The following is a 26,656-nucleotide window of genomic DNA, read 5'->3' as shown; positions in this document are numbered from 1 at the left end:
CACCCTCCAGCGCGGATGCCGCTTGCGCGGCTACGGAAGGAGCGTCAGGGTGTCGCGCGCGGCTTTCTCCACAGCGTCCGGGGTGAACGGCCATTGGCGCGTCTCCTGTTTCTGCCACAACGGTGTCTGGTCGACGTAGTTCGCGTGGAACGCGTGACCCGAAGCGCCGGTGAGGTTGATCCAGGTCGACGAGTCGATGTCTGCGAGGTCGATCACCTGACGCATGGAGGGGACCCAGTCCACCACGTAGCCCTCCGGGGCGTACCATCCGACGGCATTGACCACGGACGACCCGCCCGCCAGTTCGTACGGCCCACGGTTGAAGAGCATCTCGATCGGGGCGATGCCGGACTCACCGAAGCTCCCGTTGCGGATGGTGAGGGTGTGAAGTTCGCCCCAGCTCCAGTCTTCAGGGTGTGACCCCATCAGGTTTTCCGCTTCCGTCCAGGCCTCACTGAGGGCAAGAGTCAGAGCGTCGTCCCGGGTGACGATGTTGTCGTCCGGACCGTTCCACCATTCCGAGCCGGGGTCGTCGAGAAGCGATCCGACCACCTGGAACCACTGGGACCCACCCGCTGGAGGAACGGTGTCCGGCAGTTTCGGCGCGAAGGTGTTCTCGAGCAGGTTCCGCCAGAAGATGTTGAAGTAGGCGGCCTGGGCGCTGTCGGCGTCATCGGCGTGGTCCCAGCCGTCGAGGAGCTGCTTGCCGAGCCGGGCATTGCTGGATGGAGCGAGGTCGGCGATGTACGGAGCGATCCGCTCAGCGATCGCGTTGGCGTTGTCGGCCTGGATTTCGCTCATGTCCTCGCTGGTGAGTCCACCGCCGGCGATCGCCTCATCGACGAGTTCGACGATGCGTTCGGCGCGGTAGCCGGCGTCCCAGTCCCTCGTGAGGAATGTCGACGACCCGCTGGGTTGCACAGCGTTGTTGGCCGTGACGATGTACCCGGAGGGCGGGTTGTACAGGGTGGGCAGGGACTCGAACGGGATGTAGCCCGACCAGCCGGACGCGCTCGTCCATCCCGGCTGGGGGATCGTGCCGTCTCCGCTCGCCCGGATCGGGATCCGGCCGGGCGCCTGGTAACCGATGTTTCCGTCCACGTCGGCGTAGACGAGGTTTTGCGACGGGACCTCGAACAGGGTCGCTCCCGCGCGGAAGCTCTCCCAATCCGTCGCCCGGTTGACGGCGAAGATTGCGCCTGGCGTCTTCCCCGGGGTCAGTGCCGTCCACTGCAGCGACAATTCATACGTGCCGTCGGGCAACTCGGCGGTCGCCGGGTATTCGGACGCGACGGTGCCGAGATCCGGGCTGATCCCCGTGACGAGCGGTCCACGTGACGTGGAGCGGATCCGGAGCGGGACGTCGTCTCCGCCGGCAACCTTGATCGTCTCCTCCCGGATCGTGAGCGGTTCGGCCACACCGTCGAGCTCGACGGTGTCTCCTGACACCTTCTCCAGGTAGAGGTCTGCGACGTCCGGCCCGAGGTTGGTGAACCCCCACGCGATGCGATCGTTGTGCCCGATGATGATGCCGGGCATCCCGGAGAAGCTGAACCCCGCGACGTCGAACGGGCATTCCTCTGAGACCGTCGAGCAACGCAGACCCATCTGGTACCAGACCGACGGAAGGGCAGGGCCGAGGTGGGGATCGTTGGCGAGGAGGGGCTTGCCCGACTCGGTGTGCTCACCGGAGACGACCCAGGAATTCGACCCGATGTCCGAGCCTGCCCTGCCGAGGAGGGCGGGCATGTCGGCGAGCACCTTCTTCAACTCGACGAGGGAATCCGCGGATCCGATGCTCGGGGACTCGAGCGGCGTCGCGATCCCCACGGATGCCGGTGCAGGCGTCGCGGTCTCGCCGGGGAGAATCGTCGGATTGTCTGGGTAAGGGTAAGGGGGGTAGACCTGCGCGAGCTGCTCCGGGGTCAGTTCGGTGGCGAGCAGTGCCCGGTCGATTTCGTCCTCGAGGTTCGACCGAAGGTCCCATGCCATCGCCTTCAACCAGGCGACGGAATCGGCTGGTGTCCACTTCTCCGGCTCGTACCCGGGGTTCTGCAGGCCGAGGACCGCGTACTCGAGCGACAGATCCGCTCCGCTGCGCTCCGCGAGGTAAGCGTTCACGCCGTCGGCGTAAGCCTGGTACCAGGCGAGGGTCTGCTCATCGAGGAGCTCGACCTCCTCCTCCGCCACGGCCCGCCAGCCCAGGGTGCGCACGAACGTGTCCGTGCCGACCTGGGCCTCACCGAAGAGCTCAGACAGTCGTCCGCTCGTCACGTGACGACGAAAGTCCATCTCCCAGAAGCGGTCCTGCGCGTGTACGAAGCCCTGTGCCATGAACAGGTCTGTTGCGCTGTCAGCCTCGATCATCGGGATGCCGGCGTCATCGCGCTGGACGGTGACCGTGTTCTTGAGCCCGGGAACCGTCAGTTCCCCCGAGAGCTGGGGGAATGACCGCTGCACGGTCCAGACGCCGATGCCGCCACCGACGAGAACGACGACGACGAACACGCCGACGATGCTGAGGAAGACGGTGAAGGCGCGCGACCGCCGGGGGCGGGCTTCAGAACGGACCACATCACTCCTTTGTGAGGGTTGGAAACGAACGGATCAGGCGTGAAGCGCCTGGTTGAGCTGGATGCCGGCGCCGGTGCGGGGGAGGACTTCGACAGCGCCCGAGACGGAGTTCCGGCGGAACAGAATGTTCGGCACACCGGACAGCTCGACGGCTTTCGCGGTGCGGGGAGCGTCGCCGTCGAGAACGAGGACCTTGGTCCCGGCTGTGACGTACAGTCCCGCTTCGACGACGCTGTCGTCGCCGATCGAGATGCCGATCCCCGAGTTGGCGCCAAGGAGAGCCCTGGCGCCGATGGCGATCCGCTGGGTTCCGCCTCCGGAAAGGGTTCCCATGATCGAGGCGCCGCCGCCGATGTCGGAGCCGTCACCGACGACGACTCCCTGCGAGATACGCCCCTCGACCATGGAGGAGCCGAGCGTGCCAGCGTTGAAATTCACGAAGCCCTCGTGCATGACCGTGGTGCCAGGGGCGAGGTGGGCACCGAGGCGCACGCGTGAGGCATCCGCGATCCGCACCTTCCGTGGGGTGACGTAGTCGAGGAGCCGAGGGAACTTGTCGACCCCCGTCGCGTGGATGCCCTGGCGCGCGAGTGCTGGGCGCAGACGGTCGAAGTCGTCGGGGTGGACGGGGCCGGCGTTGGTCCAGACGGTGATCGGCAGGTGGCCGAAGATGCCGTCGAGGTTGATCGAGTTGGGCTGCACGAGAAGGTGGCTGAGCAGGTGGAGCCGCAGGTAGGCATCCGGCGTGTTCTTCGGCGCTTCATTCAGGTCGATCTCGACGGTGACGATGTCGACACGGACGTTACGGCGCTCGTCAGGAATGGCGAGGGCTTCGATCTCGGCGGGGGCGATCCAGCGTTCCCGACCCTCCGGGAGCGTTCCGAGGCGCGGCTCCGGATACCAGGTGTCCAGCACCGTCCCGTTCGCGCTCACCGTTGCAAGGCCGTAACCCCAGGCGGATGTCGGGGTGGGGGAGGTTTCTGTGGTGCTGGTCATGCATCAAGGCTAGCGAAGACGAGCGGCTCAGGGCGCACGCCCGGCCGGGCGGGAGAGCCGCCTCTAGACTGGAGGCATGCCGGATTCGCGCCTCGACGTCCCCCCGCTCGACCTCTCCGCCGGATCGGTGGAACTCACGCGAGCACTCTGCGACATCGAATCGGTGTCAGGCAACGAGAAACCCATCGCGGATGCCATCGAAGCGGCACTCGCCGGATCCGCTCATCTCGAGGTGCTCAGGCACGGCAACACGGTCGTCGCCCGAACGCGTCTGGGGCGTGAGCGGCGCGTGATCATCGCCGGTCACATCGACACCGTTCCGCTCAACAACAACCTTCCCACCCGCTTCGAAACCGTCGACGGCCGCGACTATCTCTGGGGCCGGGGGACCGTCGACATGAAAGCGGGCGTTGCCGTCCAGTTGAAGCTCGCGGCGGAGATCATCGACCCGAGCGTCGACGTCACGTGGATGTGGTACGACAACGAAGAGGTGGCAAGCGAGGTCAACGGTCTCCGCCTCCTCGCCGAGGAACGTCCGGACCTCTTCGTCGGGGACTTCGCGATCCTCGGTGAGCCGACCCGTGGCGACATCGAAGGCGGGTGCAACGGCACCCTCCGGGTGAACCTCACCACCTCCGGCCTCCGTGCTCACTCCGCGCGCAGTTGGGTCGGGGACAACGCCATCCACAAAGCGGCACCGATACTCGACATCCTCGCCGCGCACGAGCCGCGCACGATAGAGGTGGACGGACTCGCCTACCGCGAGGGGCTCAACGCCGTCGGGATCTCCGGCGGCATCGCGGGAAACGTCATCCCGGACGAGTGTGTCGTGCAGGTCAACTACCGGTTCGCGCCCGACAAGAGCGCAGCAGACGCCGAGGCAGAGGTCCGCGCGCTCTTCGACGGATTCGATGTCACCGTGACGGATGCTGCGGACGGCGCCCGCCCGGGACTCGACGCTCCGATCGCCCGGGAATTCCTCGCCGCAGTCGGTGGAACAGCGCTGCCGAAGTACGGCTGGACAGACGTCGCCCGGTTCTCGGCACTCGGGATCCCCGCCGTCAATTACGGACCGGGAGATCCGCTCAAGGCGCACGCCGACGACGAGCGTGTCGCTCTCGACGAGATCACCGGATGCGAAAACGCTCTGCGCACCTGGCTGACCGGCGGGCGTGACTGACACGCGAGCCCGTCCGGTCGCCGACCTGTGGCGGCGCTTCCCGTGGTGGGCCCAGGCGCTGCTGATCTTCGGCGCCGCCCGACTGGGAACGACCGCGATCCTGCTCGTCGTCGCCGCGGGACAGCCCGCGAACGCGTGGACGGGGGCGAGCCCCGGGTACGCGGATTTCGCCTCGATCTGGGACGGCCGCTGGTACAACATCATCGCCGAATCCGGTTACCCGAGCGTCCTCCCTCTCACGGACGATGGTCACGTCGGCGAGAACGCATGGGCGTTCATGCCGGTGTATCCGGCGGTCGTGAGAATGCTCATGGTGCTCACCGGTCTGCCCTGGGCGCCAGCTGCCGTTGTCGTTTCCCTCGCCTGCGGCTTCGCCGCCGCTGTCGTCGTTGCGAGACTGTTCCGCCTCGTCCTCTCGCCAGGCACCGCGATGTTCGCCGTCGTCTGCTATTCGGTGTCGCCCCTGTCTCCGGTGATGCAGGTCGCATACGCGGAGTCGATGCACCTGCTGCTGCTCGCCAGCGCGCTCTACCTCGTGATGCGGCGTCGATACTGGCTGGTCCTGCCCGTCCTGGCGGTCGCGTCGTTCACCCGGCCGAGCGGGCTCGCCTTCGCCCTGTTCCTCGTGCTCCACGTCTGGTACCGCTGGTGGACGCGCGACCGGAGCCCGTTCCCCAGGAACGAAGCGATAGCGGCATCCGTCGTTGCCGTGGCGAGCGGGATCCTCGGCTTCGGCTGGCTGCTGATCGCGTGGGCAGTGACCGGGTCGCTCACCGCATACACCGACACCGAGCTCGCCTGGCGTTCCGCATACATCGGCCACAACCCCCTCGTGCCTTTCGCTGGCTGGTTCCAGGGCCTCGGCTGGTGGGCCGAGAACGGCCTCGGCCTGCCCGCACCGATGTGGTGGGGGGCGGCGGGCGTCCTCCTTCTCGTCGCGGCGAGTGTTGCGCTCCTGCTCTCGCGGCCGGCGAAACGCATTGGCGTGGACCTCCGGCTCTGGGTCGCCAGCTACCTGCTCTACCTCTTCGCTGTCTTCTTTCCGCAGTCGAGTACCTTCCGGTTGCTGATGCCCCTCTTCCCCCTCGCTGGAGTGGTCGCCCAACCGCGATCCGTCGTCTACCGCTGGGCCGTTGTGGCTCTCAGCATCGCCGCACAACTGGGCTGGATTCTCATCGCGTGGCGGGTCGACGGTTACGACTGGACACCCCCGTGATGATGCCCCCAGTCCGGGACCCGAATGTCATCGATTTCGCTGGTCTCGCCCGAATGCGGGATAATAGAGATCAAAGCCACGAAAGGGGAGCCGAATGGCCGCGATGAAGCCGAGGACTGGGGATGGGCCGATGGAGGCCGTAAAGGAGGGTCGGCTGATCATCGTGCGGGTTCCGCTCGAAGGCGGCGGACGACTCGTCGTCTCCGTGAACGATGCTGAAGCCAAGGAACTCCACGATGCACTGGCCGGGGTCGTTTCCCCGAGCTAGTCCTTCTTTGTGAAAGACGCGAATGCAGGTGGTCAGTCGACCACAGGCATCCGCGTCTTTCTTTTTGCGCCGGAAGCGGCCTCAGCCGAGCTTGGTGATCTGGAGCAGACCGTCGCCGACGGGGGAGAGCGCGCTGACGACTGCGTTCGACGAGGCGATCTCCTGCACGAGAGTGCGGAACGCGCTCGTGATGTCATCGCGCTGCGCGGGATCGGCGACGCGGCCACGCCAGAGCGCGTGAGGCACGAGGACGGTGCCACCGACGCGAGCCAGCCGGAGACCGTGCTCGACGTTCTCGATGACCTGGGCGGGGTCGGCGTCGACGTAGACCACGTCGTAGGAGTTTTCGTTCATGCGGGGAAGAACCTCGAGGGCCTTACCGGTGATGAGACGGATGCGATTGGGAGCGATCCGAGCGTCGGAGAACGCCTGGCGTGCATAGCCGAGATGTTCGACCTCCGAATCGATCGATGTCAGCACCGAGCGGGGAGACGAGCGCAGCAGCCACAAACCGGACACACCCGCCCCGGTTCCGATCTCGACGATGTTCTGGGCGTTCGTTGCTGCGGTCAGAACGGCGACCTGGGCACCCATCGCCGGTGACAGCGGTTCGATCCCGAGTTCGAGTGATTGTGCTCGGGCTTTCGCGATCGCCTCAGATTCGGTGACGATGTAGTCGGCGTACTTCCAGTTCGAATCTTGTTCAGACACTTGCAGCTCCCGGTGGTGGTTGGGATAACAGTACCGGCGCATGGTGCGGCGTTTTGCGAGGCGCGGCGCGATAGTCTGAACTTGTGTTCTTCGGCCTGACGTTTGAGAAGCTCCTCCTGATCGGAGTGATTGCTGTCTTTCTGCTGGGCCCTGACCGGCTTCCGGGATACGCCGCAAAACTCGCGCAGCTGATCCGGTCGTTACGTGACATGGCACGCGGAGCCAAGGACCGCATGCGCGACGAGATGGGCCCGGAGTTCGACGACGTCGACTGGCAGAAGCTCGACCCGCGGCAGTATGACCCGCGCCGGATCATCCGCGAAGCACTTCTCGACGACTCACCCGGCCCCGCTCCGGTGATCAAGCCACCGTCCAGTGAGGCAGGGGCAGCCGCGGCAGAGGGGGCTGCGGTCGTGTCGACGGCAGCTGAGCCGACGGTCGGCGTGTCGTCGAACCCTTTCATCTCCGCGGGAGCGGTCGACCGGTCGCGTCGTCTCGCGGCGGGTGAAACGGTGGATCCACCACCGTTCGATGCCGAATCGACCTGACGTCAGGGCATCCCACAGGCGTCGTGGACGAACGCCAGGAGAGCATCCGTCACGTCCGTCGGCGGAACGAGGCGGTAGCTGCCGGTTCGGCTCCCCGTATCGACGCTGAGCGAGAGGACCGTGCCGACTTTGTCCTCGGCGATGGCGTGCGGGTCGCAGCGGGCGGGTACGATCTCGAGGTGCTCGGTCACCGCATCGCCAGAAGAAGTCAGGGCGAGGGCGAACGTCCAGTCCTTCGCCGCGGCTCCCGTAGCCGGTGGGGCCGGTTTGAGCAGGGGAGTGGATGCCACGCCCGTCACGCTGAGTGTCCCGTCGGCGCCGGTCGGGGCGAAGGTTATCGGCAGAGAGGCGACCGAGGTCGCCAGAGTTCCGGTGACCTGTGGTGCACCGACCGTGATCGTCGCCAATCGTTCGACCTCCTCCGCGACACACGACTCGTCATGGAGTCTGAGAAGCGTGCCCAGCGGATCGGATGCGAGAAGCTGAACGGTCCCGGCCCCCTCCCGCGAACGGAACTCGAGCGACACCCGGGGAGCGTCGGTTGATTCCGAGCAGTCCGGCTCGGGCAGCGGGGTTCGCAGGTCAACGGTCGTCCCAGCCCTCACCGTTGTGCCCCGATCCCAGGGCGGTGACTCCGGAAACGCCGGTGTGACCAGGGTCACCTGCCGCAGGGCGACGTCGTTCTCTGACTCGTTCACGACACGGATGACGATGGCGCCGCTCGAGTAATCCGTCCTGCCCTGCTGGATCTCGACGCGTACCTCACCGGACAACGCAGCGGGCTGCTCACCACCGCAGCCGAGAAGAGCGGCGAGCAGCAGAACAGTTCCGGTGCCGGTCAGCAGTCTGGTGACGCGGTTCATGGCGCTGTTACACCGGGGCGAGACCGAGCTTGCGGCCGGCGAGACCGCGCCCCGCTTGCGTCACCCTATCGGCGATGCTCCGGATGGCGACGCTGGCCGGGTCGGCCGGATCCGAGAGAACGACGGGTAGTCCTGTGTCGCCGCCTGTCCGCAGCGGCACGCTGATCGGAACCGAGGCGAGCAGCGGAACGGGCGGGACGTCGCCTTCGCTCAACCGCCGGGCGACCTCGGCGCCGCCGCCTTCACCGAAGAGGGAGAGCACGGTTCCGTCCTGCTGGACGAGGCCCGCCATGTTCTCGACGACCCCCATCACCCGCTGTCCGGTCTGGCGGGCGACGATCCCGCTGCGCTCGGCGACATCGGCTGCGGCGGGCTGGGGAGTGGTGACGACGAGAACGTCGGCGTGCGGCAGGATCTGGCCGATCGAGATCGCCACATCACCGGTTCCGGGAGGCAGGTCGAGAAGCAACACGTCGAGGTCACCGAAATACACGTCGGTGAGGAACTGGGTGATCGTGCGGTGCAACATCGGGCCCCTCCACGCGACAGCGGAGGAGGCACCCGGTTCGACGAACATGCCGATGGAGATGACCTTCACGCCGTGGGCGATGGGCGGGAGGATCATGTCTCCCACTTGCGTCGGGCGAGTGATCGCGCCTGCCGCAGCTGCGGCATCCGTCAGTCCGAGCAGTCCCGGGATCGAGAAACCGTGCACGTCCGCATCGACGATGCCCACGGAGAGGCCGCGACCCGCGAGCTCGACGGCGAGGTTCGCGGTGATGGTGGACTTTCCGACGCCGCCCTTGCCGCTCGTGACGGCGATCACGCGGGTGAGCGAGTTCGGGCCGAACGGCATCACCCTCGCCGCTTTCGAGCCACGAAGCCTGTCTGTGAGTGCTTTGCGCTCGTCGGGCGTCATCACCCCGACAGCGATGCTCGTGGATGTGACACCGGGGACGGATGCAACGGCTGCCGTCACGTCGCGTTCGATCGCGGTTGCGGCAGGGCAGCCGACGATGGTGAGAACGATGCCGACGGATGCCGCGCCGCCGTCATCGACCGATACCTCTTTCACCATGCCGAGTTCGGTGATCGGTTTGCGGATCTCCGGGTCGATCACACCAGCCAGCGCTGTGGTGATGCGGGCTTCGAGGTCAGCGCCGGGCATCGTCGGAACCCTTGTCTTTGTCGAGCTCCTCCAGCAGCCCGCGGAGCTCCTGACGGATGAAGTCCTTCGAGGCCATGTCCTTCATCGCGAGGCGGAGTGCGACGACCTCGCGTGCGAGGTACTCGGTGTCGTTGAGGTTGCGTTCGGAGCGCTGACGGTCCTGCTCGATCTGCACGCGGTCGCGGTCGTCCTGACGGTTCTGCGCGAGCAGGATGAGCGGAGCCGCGTACGAGGCCTGCAGCGAGAGGATCAGGGTGAGCGCGGTGAACCCGAGGGCAGCGGAGTCGAAGCGGAAGTCCTCAGGACCCCACGTGTTGTACGCGATCCAGGCGAGGCAGAACAGCGTCAGGCCGGCGAGGAACGCCGGGGTTCCCATTGCCCGCGCGACCCACTCGGTGAACCGGCCGAACCGGTCGCTCGACTCGCGACTGCGGCCGGGGAGCAGTGAGGAACGGCGGCCCTTGGGAGCGTCGAGGCGGACCCCGCTCTTGCGCGTCTTAGGCACGAGCTGCCCTCCTTCCCTGTGGTCTGTGCGTGGTCACCGGTTCGTCGTCGTTCTGACTTCGCCAGTCTTCCGGCAACAGGTAGTCGAGGACATCATCAATCGTCACCACCCCGACGAGTCGGTGATTGTCGTCGACGACGGGAACCGAGACGAGGTCGTAGCTGGCGAGGATACGCGACACTTCGGCGGCGGATGCTTTCGCTGTGACCGGGTCGAGGCTCTGGTCCATGATCGAACCGAGTCGTTCGTGGGGCGGGTACCGGAGCATCCGCTGGAAGTGGACGATGCCGAGGTATCGACCGGTCGGCGGTTCGTACGGCGGCAGGGTGACGCACACCGCTGCACCGAGGGCGGGGGGAAGCTCCGGGCGTCGGATCAGCGCGAGAGCCTCGGCGACGGTGGAGTCCGCGGAGAGGATGACCGGCTCTGTCGTCATCAGACCGCCGGCGGTGTCCGGCGCGAATGCGAGGAGCATCCGGACGTCTTCTGCTTCTTCAGGCTCCATCAGCTGGAGGAGGCGTTCACCGCGGTCGACGGGCAGCTGGGCGATGAGGTCCGCTGCGTCGTCCGGCTGCATCTGGTCGAGCACGTCTGCCGCGCGCTCGTCACCGAGTTCGGCGAGGATGTGGACCTGGTCCGATTCGGGCATCTCCTCGAGAGCGTCGGCGAGACGGGCATCGGGGAGCTCTTCGGCGACCTCGATCATGCGGTCCTGCGGCAGGTCGAGCAGTGTGTTGGCGAGGTCGGCGGGCTTGAGGTCCGAGTAGGTGGCGATGAGTTGCTCAGCCGACTGGGCTTCGCTGCCGGTCTGCTTCTCGCGGATCTCCCGCCAGGTCGCGAACGTCGTCGCACCCTTCGCGAACGGGCTCGGTGACAGCTTGGGCCTGCGCACGAAGTACTGGCTCACCGACCACGCACCTGGACCGACTTCTTCGATCGCGATGTCCTCGATGGTGGCTTCGCCCGAGCCGTCGACGAACTCGACCTTGCGCCCGAGGAGCTCGGCGATGACGCGAACCTCGCCGCCGCGCTGCTCGAACCGGCGCACGTTGATGAGCCCCGTCGTGATGATCTGTCCGGATGCGATGGACGTCACGCGACCGATGGAGACGAAGACGCGACGTTTGCCCGGGATCTCGACAATCAGGCCGACCACGCGTGGCGGATCGTTCTTGCGGTACACGACGAGGACGTCGCGCACCTTGCCCACACGGTCGCCCGCGGGGTCGAAGACGGTGCACCCGGCCAGCCGGGCGACGAAAACTCTTGTGCCACTCACCCCCCTAACTTAGCGCTCCAACCCGGATGCGGGGTGGAGCGGCACCGTTCCGGGCGGATTCAGGACGCGGGTGGGAGAATAGGCGTGTGAGCAATCAACAGCAGCGTCGCGGCATGTCCCGCGGGCCCCTCGATATCGTGATTCCCCGCGGCGAGACCGTCGCGAGCTTCGAAACGTACGGGGAGGCGCAAAAGGCTGTCGACCTCCTGGCCCAGGCCGATTTTCCGGTCAAGCAGGTGTCGATCGTCGGCGACGGACTCAAGAGCGTCGAGCGGGTCACCGGCAAGCTCAGCTACGGTCGCGCGGCCGGCGCCGGCGCACTGAGCGGCGCCTGGCTCGGCCTGTTCTTCGGTTTGCTGCTGGTGATCATCAACCCGGCATCCGACCTCGTCTTCGTCGGGGCCGCCATTCTCATCGGTGCCGCATTCGGCATGATGTTCACGATCGTCTCGTACTCCCTCAATCGGAGGCGCCGCGACTTCACCTCGGTCATGCAGGTGATCGCGACGAGCTACACCGTTCTCGTCGCCCCCGACCTCGCGAACCGCGCACGAAACGTGCTCAACGGCGGGACATCCGAGTAACAGCCCGTCAGTCGTTCAGCCGTTCAGTCGTTCAGCCGTTCAGTCGGGCGATCCACGCTTCAACGTCATCCGCACTGCGCGGGATTGCCGCAGACAGGTTCTCGGCGCCGGTCTCCGTGACGAGGATGTCATCCTCGATGCGCACTCCGATCCCACGGAACTCCTCGGGAACGGTGAGGTCGTCGGGCTGGAAGTAGAGCCCGGGCTCGATGGTGAAGACCATTCCCGCCTTCACCTCGCCATCGTGGTACATGTCCCTGCGGGCCGCAGCACAGTCATGAACGTCGATGCCGAGGTGGTGGCTCGTGCCGTGCACCATGTAGCGGCGGTGGAACTGGTTCGCGGGGTCGAGCGACTCCTCCGCCGTACCGGGCAGCAGCCCCCACGCCGCCGTGTGCTTCGCGATGACCTTCATCGCCTCGGCGTGGACATCACGGAAGATGATCCCGGGCCGGACGATGGCGAACGCGGCATCCGCTGCCTCACGAACGGCTTCGTAGACGGCGCGCTGGACGTCGGTGAATCGTCCGTTTGCGGGCAGGGTCCTCGTGATGTCGGCGGTGTACAGGCTGTCGACCTCGACGCCGGCGTCGAGGAGCATGAGGTCGCCCGGCGAGACCGGCCCGTCATTTCGGGTCCAGTGCAGGATGCACGCGTGCGGTCCTGAGGCCGCGATCGTGTCGTAGCCGACCGCGTTTCCGTCGAGTCGTGCGCGCGTGTAGAAGACGCCCTCGACTGCCCGTTCACCGCGCTCGTGGGTGGTGATGCGGGGGAAGTCGGCGATGACGTCGTCGAAACCGCGCGCAGTGGCATCGACAGCGAGCCTGAGCTGGGCGATCTCGAACTCGTCCTTCACCAGCCGGAGCTCGGAGAGGAACGTGGTGAGTTCTTCGTGCTCCTCTACCGTGACATCCGACCCTGTCGGAGCGAAGGAATCGATGTGGTCTGTTTGGACGCCGAGGTCGGAAGCGACCTGGGCGAGGGAGGGGCGTGCGCCGATCCAGAACTCGCCGATGGCCGGGTTGGCGTAGAACTCGTTGGACGTGCGGTCGGCACGCTCACGGAAGTACAGCGTTGCGTCGTGACCGTCGTCGGTCGGATCGAGGACGAGGACCGCGTCGGGTTCCGAATCGGAACCCCAGCCAGTGAGATGCGAGAACGCCGAGTGAGCACGGTACGGATAGTCGGTGTCGTTGGAGCGCTGCTTGAGGCTCCCAGCGGGGATCACGACGCGCTGGCCGGGGAATGCCGCCGAGACGCGCGCACGGCGCTCCGCGGCGTAGCGTGCCTGCTCACGTGGGGCGGGAAGTTCGTCGACGCGGTCGGCCCAGTTCGAGCCGATGAAGTCCTGGAACTGCGTCGACGCCGGTGTGGTCGACCGGTTCGAGGTGCCGCGCGGTTCTTCGCTCGTCGTCTCTTCGCTGGCCGGGGCGATGCCGGTGCTTGCCGTGGTGGTGGTGTCGCTCGGAGTCTGCATGACCCCATTGTCCCACCGATTCACGCGGGCGGCCCGGATCAGCCGGTCTGGGGTGCCCGGCTGAGCTGAACGAGCACCGGGCGGTGGTCGCTCCCGCTGTCGTCTGTTTCGGTGATCACCCTCATGCCGGTCACATCCCAGTCTGGCGTCGCCATGACGTGGTCGATCGGGGCGCCGACGAGGGCGGGGATGCCGGTCGGCCAGGTGCCGACAGCACCGTTCCCCGATGCTTCCCCCGCGTCGACGCACTCACCGAGCGTCGCGGCATCCGTTGCGCCGAGGCCCGCCATATTGTCGAGGGTGGCGTTGAAATCCCCGGCCATGATGACGCTGCCGCCTGCACACTGCTCGGCGAGCCAGCTCAAGTCGTTTCGCCAGTTCTCCATCTGCCCGGTGATGGGCGCTACGGCGTGCGCCGCGATGAAGGTCGGTCCGTCCCCGTCGACCGGTTCGACGATGATCGTCGGGAGCACGGTGGTGTTCTCTTCGCGTTCTTCGTTGCTCGTGACCTTGACGTAGTCGCCGAGTTCGGGGCTGATCAGGATGGTGGTCGACCGCGCGGGGGAGATCTGGTCGAACCACTCGGTCAGCACCCACATCGGGCGCCCGAGGTCCCGCATCCGTTCGGCGATCTCGATCCCGGTTTCCTGGGTGGTCTCTGGCAGTGAGAGCACGTCCGCGCTGGATTCCACCGCGAGCCGCGCGACGGCATCCGCTCCAGGAGCATCACCGAGCGTGTTCCAGCTCAGCACCGTGATGGAGTCGGCGGTGTCCTCGGCGAACCTGGTGTCTCCCAGGCCGCGGTTCACGGCGATCGCCGCGTTGGCGCCGGCGAACACGAGTAGCAGGAGCACGATCGTGCCGGCGAAGGCGCGGAGCGGGCGGGCCAGCGCGAGCAGGGCGAAGATGACGGCCGCGAGGACGGACGCGACGATGACGAGGGACCGCATCGACGTGATCTGCGCGACGATCCAGGTGGTTTGCAAACCGAAGAACTGCGGCCACGTGCACACGAGGAGAAGCACGGCGATCGCAACGGTGGCGAGGGCGCCGAGGACTTTGAGCATGGTGCAGCCACACTATCGACTCGCGACTGGGAGGAGGCCGGAAACACGCGCCCTCGGCCATACACTGTGAGGATGCCAGCTCGACCCCTCTTCAGTGGGCCCGCGGATCTGCACTCGCACTCCCGGGTCTCCGACGGAACGCAATCACCGTCGCGCGTGATCCGTGAAGCGGCCGCCGCTGGACTGGGAGTGGTCGCGCTGACCGACCACGACTCGACGGCCGGCTGGCAGGAGGCATCCGTCGCGGCGACCGAGGTGGGCATCACCCTTATTCCCGGCATGGAATTCAGTGCGCGGCTCGGCTACAAGAGTGTGCACCTTCTGGCATACCTCTTCGACCCGGATAACGGAGATCTCAACACCGAGACGGCACGGATCCGCGAGTCGCGGCTGCGCCGTGCCGAGTCGATCGTGCAGAAGATCGCGGCTGACTACAGCCTGAGCTGGGACGACGTGGTCGCGCAGACGACTCCCGGCGCAACCGTGGGACGGCCGCACATCGCCGACGCCCTCGTGGCGCGTGGGCATGTACCCACCAGGTCGGAGGCGTTCGCCGGCATCCTGCACCCGCGTACCGGTTACTACCTGCCCCACTATGCCCCTGACCCGCTCAAGGCGGTCCGGCTGGTAAAGGCGGCTGGGGGAGTGCCTGTGATCGCCCACCCGGCAACACGGGGACGTGACGCCATGATCAGCGAGCGCGAGCTCGGGCAGCTCGTCGACGCCGGACTGTTCGGACTCGAGATCGACCACCGTGAGAACACCGAGGACGGCAAGGTGCGACTGCGCGAGCTCGCGGAGCGGTTCGACCTCGTGCTCACCGGGTCGAGTGACTACCACGGCGACGGGAAACCCAATCGGCTGGGCGAGAACACCACCCCGGATGCCGTCGTGCAGGCGATCATTGACGCGGGCACGGGGTCACAGCCGGTGTATCCGGCACGCTGACGCGCTGCTCGGCCGGTAATGGCGGTACACCTCGGTTGCTCGGTCACTTTCGGCTATATAGTTCGAGATTCTTCGACCAAAACTGGCCGAGCAACGCCTTCCCGATGCGGGCGAATGCGGGCGGGTGCGGATGCGGCGTCGCCGTGCGCGTCGAATCGCCACACCTTGTCTGTGCTGGGCGTTTGGGCGACAAAGTGTGGTAACTCGATCGGTCGTGCAGCGAATTGTGGTGATTCGACTGGGGGAGCGACCCTTCGGGCCGATCGATCGAGCGGATGCCGCTGGGACTTCGCGTCGTTGCGTGCGCGTCGAATCGCCGAACTTTGTCTGTGCCGGGGCGTTTGGGCGACAAAGTGTGGTGATTCGAGCTGGTCGTGCAGCGAATTGAGGTGACTTGAGCGGGTGCTGGATGTGCTGCGACATCGGTTGGTCATAAGGGACGTTCGGACGCATCAGGAGTAACCCTTCGGGCCCGATGGGCGGCACCCGCGCAACGAAAATGCCCGCTCGCACCGAGGTGCGAGCGGGCCTTTCGTGGTTCCGGAACTACTCCGGGCGGTTCGTGCGCCGGCGGGTGCGGCTGCGGCGACGCGGCGCACTGTTCCCGTCGTGGTGCTCGGCGCCCTGCCCGTCGTGCGTGCCGGCGGCGACAACAGGGGTCTCGTCGCGCGGAGCATCCGTCGAGGGGGTGCGAGTGCGGCCGCGACCGCGTGACGACTCACGCGAGCTACCCTCGCTCCGGGTGCGGCCACCATCGCGGGATCCGCTTTCACGCGCACCGCGGCTCGGGGGAGCCACGATCGACGTGGGGCGGAGACGTCCCTTGGTGCCCTCAGGAATGTCGAGGTCGGTGAACAGGTGAGGGCTCGACGAGTACGTCTCGATCGGCTCTGGCTGTCCGAAGTCGAGCGCCTTGTTGATGAGCGCCCACTTGTGCAGGTCGTCCCAGTCGACGAAGGTCACGGCGATACCGGTCTTGCCGGCGCGCCCGGTGCGGCCGACGCGGTGCAGGTACGTCTTCTCGTCCTCGGGAATGGTGTGGTTGATCACGTGGGTGACGTCGTTGACGTCGATTCCGCGAGCCGCGACATCCGTGGCGATGAGGACGTCTTTCTTGCCCGCCTTGAACGCGGCCATGGCGCGCTCTCGCTGTTCCTGGCCCAGGTCGCCGTGCACAGCAGCGGCGTTGAAGCCGCGGTCGTTGAGCTCTTCGACGAGTTTTGCGGCCGAACGCTTCGTCCGGGTGAAGATGACAGTCTTGCCGCGGCCCTCGGACTGCAGGATGCGGGCGATGACCTCGTCCTTGTCCATGTTGTGCGCGCGGTAGACGAGGTGCTTGATGTTGGCCTGCATGAGGCCTTCGTCGGGATCGGAAGCACGGATGTGGATCGGCTTCGACATGAAGCGACGCGCAAGGGCGACGATCGGGCCGGGCATCGTCGCCGAGAACAGCATCGTGTGCCGGTCGGTCGGCGTCTTCGAGAAAAGCTTCTCGATGTCGGCGAGGAAGCCGAGGTCGAGCATCTTGTCTGCCTCGTCGAGCACCATCTCGCGCACGTTCGACAGGTCGAGAAGCCGCTGGTTGTTGAGGTCGATCAGGCGGCCGGGGGTTCCGACGACGACCTGTGCGCCGGCCTTGAGCTGCTCGATCTGTCCTTCGTACGCCTTGCCTCCGTAGATCGAGACGATCTTCGTCGGGCGGTTCGACGCGGCCAGTTCGATGTCCTCGGTGACCTGGACGCAGAGTTCGCGCGTCGGGACGACGATGAGGGCGACGACACCGGGAGCCGGGTCGGTGCCGATGCGCTGGAGAACGGGGAGACCGAAACCGAACGTCTTGCCTGTTCCTGTCTTGGCCTGTCCGATGATGTCCTGGCCGTCAAGCGCGAGGGGAATGGTCTGTTCCTGAATGGGGAAGGGTTCGAGGATGCCCTTTGTTGCGAGAGCGTCTGCCATGTCCTGGTCGACGCCGAGATCCGTAAAAGTCACGTGTGTGCTTGCCTGTCAATGCATATAAGCGGTCTACGCCCTGCATATTTTTGAGGCGTAGCGTCCCGATCCGATGCCGGGGACAAGGCCTAGCCTACCGAACATCTACACTGGAGCCGTGGTTTCATGGTTTAGCGCGTCCCGGTCCCGAGCGCCGTTGCCGCGCCTTCGCGCTCGCGGGGGCACGATCGAGGCCACCAAGGTGGACTTCGCGGAGCTTGCGCCCGATACCTCCAGCTACCTCGGCCAGGTCGCCTACCTGCAGCTCTGTTTCTTCCAGTCCATCTCGAACATCAGCGCGACGTCCAAGGACCTCGACGCCACCCAGACCCTCTCGGCCGCCGCCGGCTTCGCCCTGGCTAAGCACCAGGGGCTCGTCGCCGAGATCCGACGCCGGGGTGAAGACCCGACCGAGGTGATGGCGCCGTTCGTTCCCGGGATCGATCGATTCCTCGAGTTGACGCGCGGAGCATCCGTCAACGAGAGCCTGCTCACCCTGTACGTCACGCAGGGCTTCCTCGACGACTTCTTCATCCGGCTCTCGGACGGCCTGCCATCGGAGATCGGCGCACGATACGCGAGCCTTCTCGGAGCGGATTCCGGTTCGGCCGGCATCGTCGAACTGCTGACGGATGCCATCGCGGTCGACCCGAAACGCGCCCACTTCTTCGCGATGTGCGGCAGGCGGCTCGTCGGAGACACGTTGCTTCTGGCTCAGTCGGCGCTCAACCTCGAGGGTCACAGCAAGTCGGATGAAGAGCGGATCGAGCCGGTGTTCACCGAACTCATCGCGACTCACACCCGCCGGATGGACGCACTCGGGCTGACTGCCTGATCGCCTGGGCGAAACTAATCGAGGCGGGCCTCAGCCTCCGAGCGCCACCAGTCGCTTCTGGTCCCAGACCTGACGCGAGCGACCGAGGGCGATGTCGACTGCCGCCGCAACGGCAAGTGCTGCGACGAGGGTGACGGCCCAGATCCAGCCGCCGTCCCATGCCCAGCCGAGCCAGGTGAGCCCGACCCAGACGACCGCGGCGACGATTCCGCCGACGGCGGGGATCAGTGCGACCCCGTGGGTGCCGCGCCACGGCAACGCGTAGTGAACACCAATTCCTGCGACGATGCCGAACAGGATGATGAAGAGGAGTTCCACGAAGGGATCCTTAGCCGACGAAACCGATGCGGCGGGTCTCTTCGCTGCCGATTTCGACGTAGGCGAGCCCGGCGGACGGAACGATGTACAGGCGGCCCTTGTCATCGGTGAGGGTGAAGTAGCTCTTGTCCGAGCCCAGTGCGTCAGAGATCGTCTGTTCGATCTCGGTGGCGGTCTGTGCTGACTCGAAGCTGAGCTCGCGCCCACTGTTGGTAATACCGATTCGGATCTCCACGTAAAGCACCTTTCCTTGCGTTACCAGCAACATTACGGCAGTTGGTCGATCGGTCTCGACCGCCCGCGAGCGCCGAGAGCGAACAGGCGCGGCACGGCATCCCGGTGGTGTCGGTGGTGCCCGGTAGCTTGACTGTCGTGGCGATACGCGGATTTCAGAGCACACGACGTGTGACGGTTGCAGGAGAACTGCTCGTCCCGGATGCTTCGCAGCAGGCGGTTCTGGATCTCGCGGACGGTGCAAGCGCGGCGATCAGCGGGGCACCAGGCACAGGCAAGACGTCGACGGTGGTCGAACTCGTCGCCGAACGAATCGCGCGTCGAAGCTATGACCCGGCCGAGGTCCTCGTTCTCGCTCCGAACCGCAGGGCCGCTGCGGCGCTTCGTGATCGCCTCGCGCTGAGGGTCGGCGTCCCAACCGAAGGCCCGCTCGCCCGCACACTCAGTTCGGTCGCGTTCTCGATCGTCGGCGCCCGGGCTTCTCTCGAGGGCAGAGAGCAGCCCCGGCTCCTGACCGGTGCCGAGCAGGACACGGTGATCGCCGAGCTTCTCGCCTGGCATGAAGCAGACGGCGCAGGTCCGGACTGGCCTGAACCGCTCGTTGCCGATGTGCGACGGCTCAAGGGGTTTCGCACCGAACTGCGCGAGCTGATGATGCGCACCGTCGAGGCCGGGTTGCGCCCGGATTCGCTTGCGAGACTGGGGCGCCAGCACGGCAGACCCGAGTGGGTTGCAACTGCCCGGTTCATCGCCGAGTACGAGGGAGTGGTCGACAGCTTCGGTGGCGACTACCTCGACTCGGCTGAGATCGTCGCTCAGGCGACAACCGAGATTTCGCGCGGCTTCGGACTCGAATCGCTGCGCCTCGTCGTCATCGATGACTTCCAGGAGCAAGGGCCGTCTGCTCTCGCGCTCCTACGCGCCCTCGCTCGCCGAGGTGTCGCCGTCATCGCCTTCGGGGACCCGGATGTCACGTCGAGCACGTTCCGGGGGTCTGATCCGGCGGCACTCGCCGGACTGGGGAGCGCGCTCGGTGTTCCGGTGGAGCGACACACGCTCTCCACGTCGTATCGCCACGGCGCCGACATCCGTTCACTTGTGCGGCAGGTGACCGAGCGAGTGGGCACAGCCGGTGCGATCGCCCACCGCGCCGCCCAGGCCATCGAACGTGACGAGTTCACCATCGACCAGTCGCCAGCGATCGTCCGCCTCGAGGCAACATCGACAGCGGCAGAACACCAGCAGATCGCCCGCGCTCTCCGCGAACACCACCTGTTCGGAAACATCCCGTGGTCGCGGCTGGCGGTGATCGTCCGGTCGGGTGCGACCATTCCCGTTCTGGCGCGTGCGCTCGCCCTCGCTGAGGTTCCCGCGGCTGCACCGGCGGGAGGGCGCACCATCCGGGCCGAGTACGCCTCCGCCCAGCTGATTGCCGCCGTGGCGTTCGTCCTCGGCCGCACCGAACCGTCGGCAGAGCTCGCAACATCTCTCCTGACCGGGCCGCTGTGTGGCCTCGACGGAATCTCGCTGCGCCGGATCCGACGAGCGCTCCGGCATGAAGAACTGGCGGGAGACGGCACTCGCTCAGGAGACGAGCTCCTCGTCGACGCGCTTGAGCAGCCGGGGCGATTCGCAACCATCGATTCGGCGGCAGCACGGGCAGCGGGGCGATTCGCCACCACCCTCGCAGACGCACGGGTGGCCGCTGACGCCGGAGCGAGCATCGAAGAGCTGCTCTGGCTGTTCTGGGAGCGCAGTTCCCTCGCCGCGACATGGTCGGCGCACGCGCTCGGCTCCGGTCTCGCCGCAGACGAAGCCAATCGTAATCTCGACAGCGTCATGGCGCTGTTCACCGCGGCGAAGCGGTTCGTCGAGAGGCACCCCGCCGAGCCTGCCGGACGGTTCGTGGATGAAATCCTCGCGTCCGAAGTCCCCGAGGACTCACTCACCCCGCAGTCAGCGGCAGACGCCGTCTTTCTCGGCACTCCCAGTTCCGTCGTCGGCAGCGAGTTCGACGTCGTCGTTGTCGCCGGCCTGCAGGATGGAGCGTGGCCCAACCCGCAGTTGCGCGGTTCGTTGCTCTACCCGCATCACCTCAGCCAGCTCGCTGCCGGACTCCCCGTCGCCGATCTCGACGCTCGCGCAGAGGTCTTGTCCGACGAATTGCGGATGTTCGCTCTCGCGATCTCGAGAGCACGAACGCAGGTTGTGCTGTCGGCAGCGGTGAACGACGACGAACAGCCGTCCGCCTTTCTCCGTTTCCCGGCCATTCGCGCGGTTGAGCCCGTGCGCCGCGGCGACGGGGAGCATCCGTTGTCTCTCCGGGGCATGGTCGGGAGCCTGCGCAGGCGGCTGGTCACGACGGGTGACCCGCACGCGGCATCCGCTCTCGCCCGCCTCGGCGCCGAGGGAGTGCCCGGTGCCGACCCGGAGGAGTGGTACGGGCTGCTCGAGCCGTCGACGACCGCTCCGCTCGTCGACCTGACCGACCCGGAATCGGTGGTGCCGGTCTCTCCATCGAAGCTCGAGACGTTCGAGAAGTCCGGACTCGCCTGGTTCATCGACACCATGGCTGCCGCACCGTCCGGGCTCGCGGCCGGTATCGGCACCGTCGTGCATGCCGCCATGGAAAAGGCGGGCCGGATTCCGGCGGCAGAGCTTACCGACGACGACGTCAGCGTCGAGCGGCTGTGGCAACATATCGATGAACACTGGTCCGAACTGTATTTTGAAGCGCCGTGGCTTGCTGAGCGACAGCGCCGGCTCACGTCCCGGCTGGTCGAGGGTCTGTCCGACTACCTGACCGACTTCCACCGGGCCGGTAGCGAGGCCATCGGTGCGGAGGGAAAGTTCAGCGTGACGCTCGGCCAGGTACGGTTGTCGGGGACGATCGACCGCGTCGAGCGGCTTCCCACCGGTGAAATCGTGATCGTCGACCTGAAGACAGGCAAGACGGCTCCGTCGAAAACGAAGGTCGCCGAGAACCCGCAGCTCGGTGGCTACCAGTTGGCGCTCGCGGCAGGGGCGATCGAGGGGACAACTCCGGACGACCCGGCCGGCGGCGCAACCCTGCTGTACGTTTCCGGTGGCACCCGCGGCAAGAACTACAAGGTGCTGACCCAGCAGCCGATGACCGACGACGAACGAGACGCGTTCACCGCGAGAGTCGTCACCGCCGGTCACGGCATGGCCGCCGCGGAATTCACCGGTAACCCGAATCTGGACGAACGCGACCCGAAGGCTGATCCGATGTACCGCATTCACCTCGTCGCGGCGGTGAGCGCATGACCGGCGTCGCCTTGTCCGCCCGCGACATCGCCAGGAAGCTCGACCTGCCCCAGCCCACCCCTGAGCAGGTCTCCGTGATCGAAGCCGGCCTCAGCCCGGCGCTCGTCGTCGCCGGAGCCGGAAGCGGCAAGACCGAGACAATGGCCAACCGCATCGTCTGGCTTCTCGCGAACGGCAAAGTCCGCGTACCCGAGATCCTCGGTCTGACATTCACCCGCAAGGCCGCAGGAGAACTCGCCGAACGCGTCGGCAAACGGATCGGTCAGCTGCAGGAACTCCAGCGCGAGGAGGACCCGACACTGAGCATCGATGTGCTCGAGGCTCCCACGATCGCCACCTATAACTCGTTCGCGAGTGGACTCTTCCGCGAGTATGCCCGGCTCATCGGCCGCGAACCGGACGCGACGGTGATCACCGAGGCGTCGGCATGGCGACTGGCGAGGCAGATCGTCGTCGACAGTGGCGACGACCGCCTCGTGGGCATCGACAAGAGCGTCGACCAGGTGACGGCAGCCGTGATCTCGCTCAGCCACGCCCTCAGCGACAACGACGCGACCGGCCGCACCGATGACATCCGGACATTCGCGGCGGAGTTCCTCCGCCTCAGCGAGCTTCCCCTCCACGACGGCTCGTCGAAGAAACGTGTGCCGTACCAGTGCGTCACAGACGCGGTCGCCGACATCGGCTCGCTCGGGCTCATCCTTGACCTTGCCGAGCGATTCGCGGCCGAGAAGCAGCGTCTCGGTTTTGTCGAGTTCAGCGATCAGGTCGCTCTCGCTCTCGAGATCTGCCGCAGGGTGCCGCGGGTGGTAGAGGAGTACCGCTCGCGATTCGGAGTCGTCATTCTCGACGAGTACCAGGACACCTCTGTGGTGCAGACCGACCTTCTCTCCCGCCTCTTCGCCGGGCACGCTGTCATGGCTGTCGGTGACCCCAACCAGTCCATCTACGGCTGGCGCGGCGCGAGTGCTGCGAACCTCGCTCGTTTCTCCGCCGACTTCGCCCCCGCAGGCTCGGCAGACACGTTCGCCCTGTCGACGAGCTGGCGAAACTCCGGCCGTGTGCTCGACGCGGCCAACGCCATCGTCGGGCCGCTCCCCGCCACCCCGGGAGTGCCGGTCCGCCGTCTGGCCAGCGCGCCGCACGCCGGACCCGGCGACATCTCGGTCGTCTTCGCCGAAACGGTCGTCGAGGAGGCGGACGCTGTTGCGCGCTGGTTCGCGCTTGAGATCAGCCGAGAGTCGAGCAGGGGCGGGCAGCGAAGCGCCGCACTTCTGTGTCGCTCCCTCAAGAAGGTCGACGTGTTCACCGAGGCGCTCCGGCGCAACAACGTTCCCTTCCACATTCTCGGCGTCGCCGGATTGCTGGAACAGCCCGTCGTCGTCGATCTCGTCGCTGCGCTGCGCGTTCTTCACGATCCGACAGCGGGCTCAGAACTGGTCCGGCTCCTCACCGGTGCTCGGTGGCGCATCGGTCCGCGCGACATCAAAGCGCTCAGCGGCCTCGCCCGCTGGCTCGCCGACCGTGACCTGTCGCAGCGGCTCATCGCCGAAGACGTCCGCGAGAAGATCGCATCCTCAGCCGCCCACGACGACGGCAAATCGATCGTCGATGCCCTCGACTTTCTCCAGACGGCACCGGCGAACCACACGGCGCTTCGCGATTTCAGTGCCGAAGGCATCCGTCGGATGCGACTCGTCTCCCGTCAACTCGCCGCTCTCCGACGGCGCTCCGGGCTCGACCTGTACGACCTCGTGAACCTTATGGTGCAGGAACTCCTGCTCGACATCGAGGTCGCCGCCAACGACCAGAACCCGCTCGGGCAAGCGAGTCTCGACGCGTTCTCCGAGCAGATCGCCTCGTACCTCGCCGTCTCCGAGGGGGGAACACTCGGGCCGTTCCTGTCGTGGCTGGCTGAGGCGGAACGTCGGGAGAACCTCAGTCCCCGTGGCGAGGACCCCGAGCCAGGTACCGTGCAGATCCTCACAATCCATGGCTCGAAGGGACTGGAATGGGACAGCGTCGCCGTCCCGCGGATGGTTCGCGACGAACTGCCCGGCACGCTTCGCAGCAAACGCGGCTGGACCGCGTTCGGCGAGCTTCCTTACGAGTTCCGCGGTGACCGTGCAGAGCTGCCGACCCTCGCCTGGCGCTCAGCAGCGACGCAAAGCGACTTCGACGCTGCCTACACAGCGTTCGGCGACGGGCTCGAAGACCGCAACGCCGCGGAGCAGAGGCGGCTTGCCTACGTCGCCGTCACCCGCGCGAAAGACGCACTCCTCGCAAGCGGCTCATTTTGGGCGACACAGTCGAAGCCGCGTGGGCCCGGGCAATTTCTCCAGGAGATCGTCACCGCTGTTCCGTCGAGTTGCGATGGCCTGCCCGACGAGTCGCAGTTCGAGGAGAACCCGCTCGCCGACATCCAGAACGAGGTGTCCTGGCCGCTCGATCCGCTCGGTGCGCGTGCACCGTCGGTCGTGGCGGCGGCTGATGCCGTCCGCACTGCCGACCCGACCCTGCCGACTGTGTGGTCGAACGACATTGCGCTGCTCCTCGCCGAACGCGAGGCCCGGCTCGCTTCCGACGAATACGTGACGATGCCCGACCGGGTCCCGGCATCCCGGTTCAAGGATTTCGTGACGGATGCCGCGGGGCTGGCCACGCGCATGCGTCGTCCGCTTCCGGAACGGCCCTACCGCCAGACCCGGCTCGGCACACTGTTCCACAGCTGGGTCGAGCAGCGCTCCGGCATCGCCGGCGGCCAGGAATCCCTTGATTCCAGTCTTTTGGAGCAGGACCTGGACGATGCGTCAGGCACGCTTCTGCCTCTCGAGCAACGCGAACTCGATGAGCTTGCGGTCCTGCAGCGCACCTTCGAAGCGTCCGAGTGGGCGAACCTCCGGCCGATCGAAGTCGAACGTGAGATCAATTTCGTCCTCGGCGAGCAGATCATCATCTGCAAACTCGACGCCGTCTATGAGCGAGACGGACGCTACCAGATCGTGGACTGGAAGACGGGAAAGGCGCCAAAGACTGCTGCCGAGCTGGAGGAGCGGCAGTACCAGCTCGCCCTGTACCGGCTCGCATTCGCCCAGTGGAAGGACGTGCCCGCCGAGCTCATCGACGCTGTGTTCTACTACGTCACCGACGATCGGGTGATCCGGCCGGCGACCCTCTACTCGGCCGAGGAGTTGGGGCGGCGCTGGGTCAGGGGAGTGACCTCGCCGGATTCGGCCAGCTCGAGCGCCGAGAAGTCGAGTTCGGCGGTGTAGCCGGCGTCGCCCCGGTCACCGCGCGCGGCGATGATGTCGGATGCGGCATCCTCGGGCGAGACGACGGTGATGGGCCCCGTCTCGACAGTGTCCGGGTGACCATCGTGCTTCTCGGCCACGGGAGGGTTCTCGTCGTCATCGTGCTCGGCCGAGTCGGGGTCCCGCTTCTCGTCGGCTCCAGCGATGCCTTCGGCATCCCGCCCGAACACTGCCTCGAGTTCGGAACGGTCGTAGCTGTCGGTCTGCATGCCGATTCCGCTCGAACCGGCCGGCGCGCTGGATTGCGGCGTGCGGCTCAGCATGTCTTCGACGTCAGATACGGCGAGGATCGGACCGGTGGTATTCGAGAGCGGGTTCATGAGATCGCCGAGTACATGGTCAACGAGCCCGTCGAGCAGCCCGACCGCGTCGTCGATGATCGCCTGGTCCCTCGCGTCGACACCATGCAGAAGCCAGCGCGCGAGTTCCAGTTCGGCGTGGAGCATCGACCGCTGCAGGAGCAGGCGATCCGGTGACCGAGTCGCGGACGAGCGGTATGCGGCGAGCACGCTCTCCGCCGCTTCCCCCGCGCCGCTGAGCCAGTGCAGGTCGCGAGCAGGGTCGCCGACGCGGAGTGAACCCCAGCCGAGCACGCCGGTGACGATCGGACCGACTTCATGATCGGTGAGGATGAAGGAATCTGCGCCGAGCGATCCGTGGATCACGGTTGGCTGGAACTGCCACAGGCTGTCATCGGCCGCAGCATCCGTCCACCGTTTGCGGACCGCCGTCGGCAACTGTCGCGTCGATGCAGCACGTTCGATCACACTGCGCGCTTCGTTCCGGCACTCCTCCGCGGTGAGGTGCGGCAGGCCGACCTCGGCGACGAAAGAGCCGGGAAGAGTATGAATGGCGGCAATCGCAGCGCCGATCGAGGTCGCGGCGCCGTCGCCGGCGGGAATGTCGGCGGCGTCAACGTTGTACCCGGGCAAGTGGTTGTACACGACCACACGGGTTCCCCGCGTCGAGCCCTGCCCGACGACGGTCGGGACCTCGAACGGAAGACGGCTTCGGATGCCAGCGGTCATGGCCTGCAGGGCAATGAGCTCGACCGACTGCTCGCTTGCGGCACGCTCATTTGCGGGAACCCGCACCACCAGTTCGCGGTCGTCTCCGGTGCGGAGCAGCGCTGAGTCGAAGTCCCCGGTCGTCCCATGTCCGAACGGGCCTGCGCCGAGAATCTGCAGGTCCGCGACGGCTGAAGTAGCCAACGCGGCTAGAGTTAGATGCGATCTGGCCATGGCATCTAGGTTAGGTTGCCCGGCCCTGTGGCAGCTATTCGCCACGCCCTTGCAGG

The 26,656-nt window shown here is 66.5% G+C and carries 22 protein-coding genes; 9 read left to right on the top strand and 13 right to left on the bottom strand.

Annotated features, from left to right (window positions below):
• Positions 1–30: 30 nt before the first annotated feature.
• Together D9V29_RS09950 and dapD are read right to left on the bottom strand one after the other, a co-directional pair.
• Positions 31–2,574 carry a penicillin acylase family protein gene (locus D9V29_RS09950; RefSeq protein WP_183084974.1) on the bottom strand — a complete coding sequence of 848 codons (2,544 nt, stop codon included), beginning with the start codon at positions 2,572–2,574 and terminating at the stop codon, positions 31–33.
• A 33-nt stretch (positions 2,575–2,607) separates the two neighbouring features.
• Entirely contained in the window at positions 2,608–3,570 is a 963-nt protein-coding gene (dapD, locus tag D9V29_RS09945) for a 2,3,4,5-tetrahydropyridine-2,6-dicarboxylate N-succinyltransferase (RefSeq protein ID WP_121673159.1), read from the bottom strand.
• A 76-nt stretch (positions 3,571–3,646) separates the two neighbouring features.
• Between dapD and dapE the strand changes: the two genes are divergently transcribed.
• From dapE to D9V29_RS09930, 3 genes are all read left to right on the top strand, one after another.
• Complete coding sequence (gene dapE, locus D9V29_RS09940) at positions 3,647–4,750, top strand: succinyl-diaminopimelate desuccinylase (protein ID WP_121673158.1); 1,104 nt, start codon at positions 3,647–3,649, stop codon at positions 4,748–4,750.
• Positions 4,743–5,966 carry a putative hexosyltransferase gene (locus tag D9V29_RS09935; protein WP_229790498.1) on the top strand — a complete coding sequence of 408 codons (1,224 nt, stop codon included), beginning with the start codon at positions 4,743–4,745 and terminating at the stop codon, positions 5,964–5,966. The genes dapE and D9V29_RS09935 overlap by 8 nt, the downstream gene beginning before the upstream one ends.
• 94 nt (positions 5,967–6,060) lie before the next feature.
• The gene (locus D9V29_RS09930; protein WP_090712530.1) at positions 6,061–6,234 is read left to right on the top strand and encodes a DUF3117 domain-containing protein; all 174 of its coding nucleotides are present in this window, start codon (positions 6,061–6,063) and stop codon (positions 6,232–6,234) included.
• 81 nt (positions 6,235–6,315) lie between these two features.
• Here D9V29_RS09930 and D9V29_RS09925 read toward each other — a convergent pair whose 3' ends face one another.
• Positions 6,316–6,945 (bottom strand): O-methyltransferase, encoded by a 630-nt coding sequence (locus tag D9V29_RS09925; RefSeq protein WP_121673157.1) that lies wholly within the window; start codon positions 6,943–6,945, stop codon positions 6,316–6,318.
• A gap of 83 nt (positions 6,946–7,028) precedes the next feature.
• On the opposite strand from D9V29_RS09925, the gene D9V29_RS09920 reads away from it, so the two are divergent.
• A complete protein-coding gene (locus tag D9V29_RS09920; protein ID WP_121673156.1) occupies positions 7,029–7,493 on the top strand; it encodes a twin-arginine translocase TatA/TatE family subunit in 465 nt (154 codons plus the stop codon).
• Between the two features lie 2 nt (positions 7,494–7,495).
• On the opposite strand, the gene D9V29_RS09915 is transcribed toward D9V29_RS09920, so the two are convergent.
• The 4 genes from D9V29_RS09915 to D9V29_RS09900 are packed head-to-tail and all read right to left on the bottom strand — an operon-like array spanning position 7,496 to position 11,308.
• Positions 7,496–8,356 carry a hypothetical protein gene (locus D9V29_RS09915; RefSeq protein ID WP_121673155.1) on the bottom strand — a complete coding sequence of 287 codons (861 nt, stop codon included), beginning with the start codon at positions 8,354–8,356 and terminating at the stop codon, positions 7,496–7,498.
• Positions 8,357–8,363: 7 nt separating this feature from the next.
• The gene (locus tag D9V29_RS09910) at positions 8,364–9,524 is read right to left on the bottom strand and encodes a P-loop NTPase (protein ID WP_121673154.1); all 1,161 of its coding nucleotides are present in this window, start codon (positions 9,522–9,524) and stop codon (positions 8,364–8,366) included.
• Entirely contained in the window at positions 9,511–10,029 is a 519-nt protein-coding gene (locus D9V29_RS09905; RefSeq protein WP_121673153.1) for a DUF1003 domain-containing protein, read from the bottom strand. Before D9V29_RS09905 ends, D9V29_RS09910 begins: the two co-directional genes overlap by 14 nt.
• On the bottom strand, positions 10,022–11,308 hold the full coding sequence (locus D9V29_RS09900; RefSeq protein ID WP_121673152.1) for a magnesium transporter MgtE N-terminal domain-containing protein: 1,287 nt from the start codon (positions 11,306–11,308) through the stop codon (positions 10,022–10,024). Before D9V29_RS09900 ends, D9V29_RS09905 begins: the two co-directional genes overlap by 8 nt.
• Positions 11,309–11,394: 86 nt before the next feature.
• Between D9V29_RS09900 and D9V29_RS09895 the strand changes: the two genes are divergently transcribed.
• Positions 11,395–11,892, top strand: coding sequence for a YflT domain-containing protein (locus D9V29_RS09895; protein ID WP_229790499.1), 498 nt, complete (start codon positions 11,395–11,397; stop codon positions 11,890–11,892).
• A gap of 31 nt (positions 11,893–11,923) precedes the next feature.
• Here the strand turns inward: D9V29_RS09895 and D9V29_RS09890 are convergent, their stop codons facing one another.
• Both D9V29_RS09890 and D9V29_RS09885 read right to left on the bottom strand, forming a co-directional pair.
• Positions 11,924–13,369 carry an aminopeptidase P family protein gene (locus D9V29_RS09890; protein ID WP_121673150.1) on the bottom strand — a complete coding sequence of 482 codons (1,446 nt, stop codon included), beginning with the start codon at positions 13,367–13,369 and terminating at the stop codon, positions 11,924–11,926.
• 38 nt (positions 13,370–13,407) lie between these two features.
• The gene (locus tag D9V29_RS09885; RefSeq protein WP_121673149.1) at positions 13,408–14,436 is read right to left on the bottom strand and encodes an endonuclease/exonuclease/phosphatase family protein; all 1,029 of its coding nucleotides are present in this window, start codon (positions 14,434–14,436) and stop codon (positions 13,408–13,410) included.
• Between the two features lie 72 nt (positions 14,437–14,508).
• Between D9V29_RS09885 and D9V29_RS09880 the strand changes: the two genes are divergently transcribed.
• Complete coding sequence (locus D9V29_RS09880; RefSeq protein ID WP_121673148.1) at positions 14,509–15,384, top strand: PHP domain-containing protein; 876 nt, start codon at positions 14,509–14,511, stop codon at positions 15,382–15,384.
• A 546-nt stretch (positions 15,385–15,930) separates the two neighbouring features.
• On the opposite strand, the gene D9V29_RS09875 is transcribed toward D9V29_RS09880, so the two are convergent.
• Positions 15,931–17,373: a DEAD/DEAH box helicase gene (locus D9V29_RS09875; RefSeq protein ID WP_121673147.1), complete on the bottom strand. Its 1,443-nt coding sequence runs from the start codon at positions 17,371–17,373 to the stop codon at positions 15,931–15,933.
• 118 nt (positions 17,374–17,491) lie between these two features.
• Here D9V29_RS09875 and D9V29_RS09870 point away from each other — a divergent pair, with 118 nt between their 5' ends.
• Positions 17,492–18,208 (top strand): ferritin-like fold-containing protein, encoded by a 717-nt coding sequence (locus D9V29_RS09870; RefSeq protein WP_229790500.1) that lies wholly within the window; start codon positions 17,492–17,494, stop codon positions 18,206–18,208.
• Positions 18,209–18,238: 30 nt separating this feature from the next.
• Here the strand turns inward: D9V29_RS09870 and D9V29_RS09865 are convergent, their stop codons facing one another.
• Complete coding sequence (locus D9V29_RS09865; RefSeq protein WP_121673146.1) at positions 18,239–18,526, bottom strand: hypothetical protein; 288 nt, start codon at positions 18,524–18,526, stop codon at positions 18,239–18,241.
• Positions 18,527–18,536: 10 nt separating this feature from the next.
• Positions 18,537–18,761, bottom strand: a complete 225-nt coding sequence (locus D9V29_RS09860) for a DUF3107 domain-containing protein (RefSeq protein ID WP_121673145.1) — start codon at positions 18,759–18,761, stop codon at positions 18,537–18,539.
• A gap of 170 nt (positions 18,762–18,931) precedes the next feature.
• Between D9V29_RS09860 and D9V29_RS09855 the strand changes: the two genes are divergently transcribed.
• Together D9V29_RS09855 and D9V29_RS09850 are read left to right on the top strand one after the other, a co-directional pair.
• Positions 18,932–22,048, top strand: coding sequence for a UrvD/REP family ATP-dependent DNA helicase (locus D9V29_RS09855; RefSeq protein WP_229790501.1), 3,117 nt, complete (start codon positions 18,932–18,934; stop codon positions 22,046–22,048).
• Entirely contained in the window at positions 22,045–25,320 is a 3,276-nt protein-coding gene (locus tag D9V29_RS09850) for an ATP-dependent helicase (protein WP_121673143.1), read from the top strand. The genes D9V29_RS09855 and D9V29_RS09850 overlap by 4 nt, the downstream gene beginning before the upstream one ends.
• On the opposite strand, the gene D9V29_RS09845 is transcribed toward D9V29_RS09850, so the two are convergent.
• Positions 25,224–26,570, bottom strand: a complete 1,347-nt coding sequence (locus D9V29_RS09845) for a phosphotransferase (protein ID WP_229790502.1) — start codon at positions 26,568–26,570, stop codon at positions 25,224–25,226. The two genes, D9V29_RS09850 and D9V29_RS09845, sit on opposite strands and share 97 nt — an antisense overlap.
• Positions 26,571–26,656 lie beyond the last annotated feature (86 nt).

The organism is Mycetocola manganoxydans (assembly GCF_003667545.1).
In the GTDB taxonomy this organism is placed as follows: domain Bacteria; phylum Actinomycetota; class Actinomycetes; order Actinomycetales; family Microbacteriaceae; genus Mycetocola_A; species Mycetocola_A manganoxydans.
This window is presented reverse-complemented; position numbering and strand designations above follow the sequence as displayed.

Coding starts and splice junctions, on each gene's coding strand:
- dapD (WP_121673159.1), bottom strand. CDS start 3,570: ATGACCAGCACCACAGAAACCTCCCCCACCCCGACATCCGCCTGGGGT.
- dapE (WP_121673158.1), top strand. CDS start 3,647: ATGCCGGATTCGCGCCTCGACGTCCCCCCGCTCGACCTCTCCGCCGGA.
- D9V29_RS09930 (WP_090712530.1), top strand. CDS start 6,061: ATGGCCGCGATGAAGCCGAGGACTGGGGATGGGCCGATGGAGGCCGTA.
- D9V29_RS09915 (WP_121673155.1), bottom strand. CDS start 8,356: ATGAACCGCGTCACCAGACTGCTGACCGGCACCGGAACTGTTCTGCTG.
- D9V29_RS09910 (WP_121673154.1), bottom strand. CDS start 9,524: ATGCCCGGCGCTGACCTCGAAGCCCGCATCACCACAGCGCTGGCTGGT.
- D9V29_RS09890 (WP_121673150.1), bottom strand. CDS start 13,369: ATGCAGACTCCGAGCGACACCACCACCACGGCAAGCACCGGCATCGCC.
- D9V29_RS09885 (WP_121673149.1), bottom strand. CDS start 14,436: ATGCTCAAAGTCCTCGGCGCCCTCGCCACCGTTGCGATCGCCGTGCTT.
- D9V29_RS09880 (WP_121673148.1), top strand. CDS start 14,509: ATGCCAGCTCGACCCCTCTTCAGTGGGCCCGCGGATCTGCACTCGCAC.
- D9V29_RS09850 (WP_121673143.1), top strand. CDS start 22,045: ATGACCGGCGTCGCCTTGTCCGCCCGCGACATCGCCAGGAAGCTCGAC.